This window comes from Streptomyces antioxidans, from assembly GCF_000968685.2.
Lineage (GTDB): Bacteria > Actinomycetota > Actinomycetes > Streptomycetales > Streptomycetaceae > Streptomyces > Streptomyces antioxidans.
In genome coordinates, this window is sequence record NZ_LAKD02000167.1 from 1 (window position 1) to 3161 (window position 3161).

Here is a 3161-nt window from a genome sequence, read left to right on the forward strand (position 1 = left end):
GGGCTCGGCGCTCACACTTGGGCAGCAGTGGCTCGATCACCGCCCACAGGACGTCGCCGACTTCCCACGGCTCCGGCCGCGCCGCCCCGCGCCCCCAGAACACCACTCCCGACAGCGATCCAACACCTCCGAGATCAATTCAAGACCAGTGCACCGGCGGCTATGACAGCTGGCGCTTTTGACGCGTCTACCTTCTACGTGACACCAGTCTTGAGAGGATCATGCCGAGATGACGATCGCGGACATTGCCATGGTGACAGGCGCGAACCAAGGAATCGAGCGAGAGGTGGCCCGGCGGCTCGCTGCTGCGGGCATGGTGGCATCGGCGGCACCCGCCCGGCAGTGGAGGAGACCACCGCAGACGATTTCACAGATGTCATGGACGTCAACCTCCTCGGCGCGGTCCGGACGACGCACGCCCTTCTGCTTCTGCTGCACAAGGCCCAGCATCCGCGCATCGTGAACGTGACGAGTGGCCTTCACCATCAACGACGACCCGCAGCGCCTGGAATCCCGGTTGCAGGGCCTGGTCTGCCCCGTTTCAAAGGCGGCCTTGAACATGCTCACATACCAGTACGCGCGTGCCCTGTCCGGCTTCCGCGTCAGTGCCGTCGATCCTGGGTTCACCGCCACCGCACTCAACAACCACACTGGCACCAGCACGCCCGCGCAGAGCGCCGCAACGATCGTGCAGCTCGCCCTGGCAATCGACGGGCCCAACGGTCGACTCTTCGACTCCGCAGGTGAGGTCGGCTGGTGAGACCTGTCGGGCGGTGTTCAGTCGTGTTGTGGGGTTGGTGTGTAGGTGATGATTTCGATGTTTTGTAGTGTTGCTGTTCCTTCGTGTATGAGTTCGGAGAGTTGGGGGAGGAAGTGGCGTATGTGTTTTTCGGTGTCGATGATGGTGATGGTGAGTGGTAGGGAGTGTGAGAGGGAGAGTAGGCGGGAGGTGTGGATGATGCCGTCGGTGCCGTAGCCTTCGATGCCGCGGTGGACGGTGGCTGTGGATAATCCGGCTTTACGGGCTCTGCGGATGATTTCGTGGTAGAGGGGTTGGTGGTTCCATACGTCGTCGTCTTTGGCGTATATCGTGAGTTTGAGTCCGTGGCTGGTTGATGGCATGACGTGTTCTCTATTCTTTGTGCTGTGGCAGTCTGGTGGTCCGGTCCGGTGGCCCGGGTGGGCGGGTCGGCAACTGGACGGGGGGCGTCTCTGTGTGACGCCTCGGCGAGGGGCCCGTCCGGGTGGACATCTTGTCTGGAGGGGGATCCTGTTCGGGTGGATGTCCCGTCCGGGGGTGGGGGATCCCGTTTGGTTGGGTATCCGGCGGAGTTCACGGGCTGCGTTAATTTATCAACGCGTGGTGACTGTCGCAATGCCCCGGGTAACCGCTTGTGTCCGTCGTGGGCGTGTCGGTTGACGTCGGTTCCTGCTGGTGGCCGTTGTCAACTGCCACACCGCTGCCGAACCCGCGGCCAATCCCACGGCTGCCCCAGCCTCAAACCTACGGCTGAGCCTGCGCCGAACCCAGTGCCGGACCAGTCCCATTTGCGGCTGAGCTTGCGGCAGCCAGCTCCAAACTCGGCGCCGAGCCAGCCTCAAACCCGTGGCCGAGCCCGCACCGAACCTGCGCCATTTCCGCGGCGGGCCCAGCGCCGATCCAGTCCCAGACCTACGGCTGAGTCTGTGTCGATCCCAGCGCCGAGTTCAGTGCCGGACCAGTCCCGATCCCGCGGTCGAAGCCGCCTCAAACTGGCCTCAAGCCCGGCGTCGAGCTAGCCCCGAACCTGCGGCTGAGTCCGCGCCGTTTCAGCGGTGAACCCGTGCCATTCCCCGCGCTCGAACCCGCGCCCGTTCCAGCCTCAATCCTAGATTCGAGCCTGTCTCCAACCCACGGCTAGTCCCGCGCCATTCCTACTGCTGAGTCTGTGTCAATCCCAGCGCCGATCCCAGCGCCGGACCAGTCCCGATCCTGCGGCTGAGCCCGCGCCGTTCCCCGGGGGCGATCCCAGCGCCGATCCAGCCTCGAACCTGCGGCTGAGTCAGCGTCAATCCCAGCGTCGAGCCGGTTCCGATCCCGCGGCCCAATCTGCCTCAAACCTGCCTCAAACCCGGCGCCGAGTCAGCTTCAAGCCTATGGCCGAGCTTGTGCTGTTCCCGTGCTGAACCCGCGTCAATCTCAGTGTCGGACCAGTCTCCCCGCCTTGGGTTGAGCCCGCGTCATTCCTGTGCCGATCCCGCGGCTGGGCCCCGCGCTAACCTCAGTCCTGAACCAGTCTTGAACCCGTGCTAACCCCAGTCCGGAACCCGTGTGTGAGTGCGCCTCAAGCCGGTCCTGATCCTGTGCCTGAGTGTGCCTCAGGCCAGCTCCGAACCCGCGGCCGGGTGCGCGCCCTTCTCACGGCCTGGCCAGTCCCGATCCTGCGGTCAATCTCGTGCTGGACCAGTGTCGAGCCTGCGCGAATGCTCATGGTCGAACCCGCGCCGACCGCAGGGCTGAACCCGCAGGGCTGGGCCCGTGTCATTCCTGCGGCCGACCCCAGGCCTGAACCAGGCCCGACCCCGTGGCCGGGCCTGGTCCTGAACTCGTGTGTGAGTGTGCTTCAAAGCAGTCTCGATCTGCGGGTCAATGTCGTGCTGAGCGGGTGCCGGGCTTGTGTGTTGGTTGTTGTTGTGGTGGGGGTGCGGGAATTGGATAAGGGTGGGTCGTAAATCGGATTGAGGTGGGTTGTTGGGGCGGGATAGTGTCGCGTGTCAGCGGGGAGATTTTGTCATGCCCCGGCCGTCGTAGGTTTTATTTCCCGACCGAGGGAGTCAGTGATGGCGTCGAAGGTGTCTGCTGCTGGTGTCCGGGTGCTCGATCAGGGTGCGTTTGATCGTCATCTGAAGGATTTTTGTGAGAGTGCTCCTGTTCTTGAGTATTCGCAGCAGTTCCGCCGGGAGGGGTATGTCAAGCTTCCTGGTCTGGTGTCGGCGGATTTGTTTGCTGAGGTGAGGGATGAGGTTAATGGGTTGCTGGAGCAGCATGCCCAGCGTATTGATATTGAGTTGAAGGAGACGGGGAATTCGCCGCGTAAGATGCATACGGTCAGTGCGGCGGATATTGCCCGCGATTCGCGGCTCATCACCGCGATTTATGATTCTGTGAGCATCCGGGAGGT

The 3161-nt window shown here is 63.3% G+C and carries 4 protein-coding genes; 2 read left to right on the forward strand and 2 right to left on the reverse strand.

Annotated elements, in window-relative coordinates; all coding sequences use genetic code 11:
* Positions 1-219: 219 nt before the first annotated feature.
* Positions 220-438: a hypothetical protein gene (locus tag VT50_RS40870; RefSeq protein ID WP_240529473.1), complete on the reverse strand. Its 219-nt coding sequence runs from the start codon at positions 436-438 to the stop codon at positions 220-222.
* On the opposite strand from VT50_RS40870, the gene VT50_RS37160 reads away from it, so the two are divergent.
* Positions 379-747, forward strand: coding sequence for a hypothetical protein (locus VT50_RS37160; RefSeq protein WP_240529472.1), 369 nt, complete (start codon positions 379-381; stop codon positions 745-747). The genes VT50_RS40870 and VT50_RS37160 overlap by 60 nt on opposite strands.
* 30 nt (positions 748-777) lie before the next feature.
* Here the strand turns inward: VT50_RS37160 and VT50_RS37165 are convergent, their stop codons facing one another.
* On the reverse strand, positions 778-1122 hold the full coding sequence (locus tag VT50_RS37165; protein ID WP_075200312.1) for a DUF190 domain-containing protein: 345 nt from the start codon (positions 1120-1122) through the stop codon (positions 778-780).
* Positions 1123-2820: 1698 nt separating this feature from the next.
* On the opposite strand from VT50_RS37165, the gene VT50_RS37170 reads away from it, so the two are divergent.
* On the forward strand, positions 2821-3161 hold a 341-nt coding region (locus VT50_RS37170; RefSeq protein WP_420822266.1), incomplete at its 3' end, for a HalD/BesD family halogenase.

Excerpts from the sequence above, each read along its gene's own strand:
- VT50_RS37160 (WP_240529472.1), top strand. The coding sequence starts at position 379 with ATGGACGTCAACCTCCTCGGCGCGGTCCGGACGACGCACGCCCTTCTG.
- VT50_RS37165 (WP_075200312.1), bottom strand. The coding sequence starts at position 1,122 with ATGCCATCAACCAGCCACGGACTCAAACTCACGATATACGCCAAAGAC.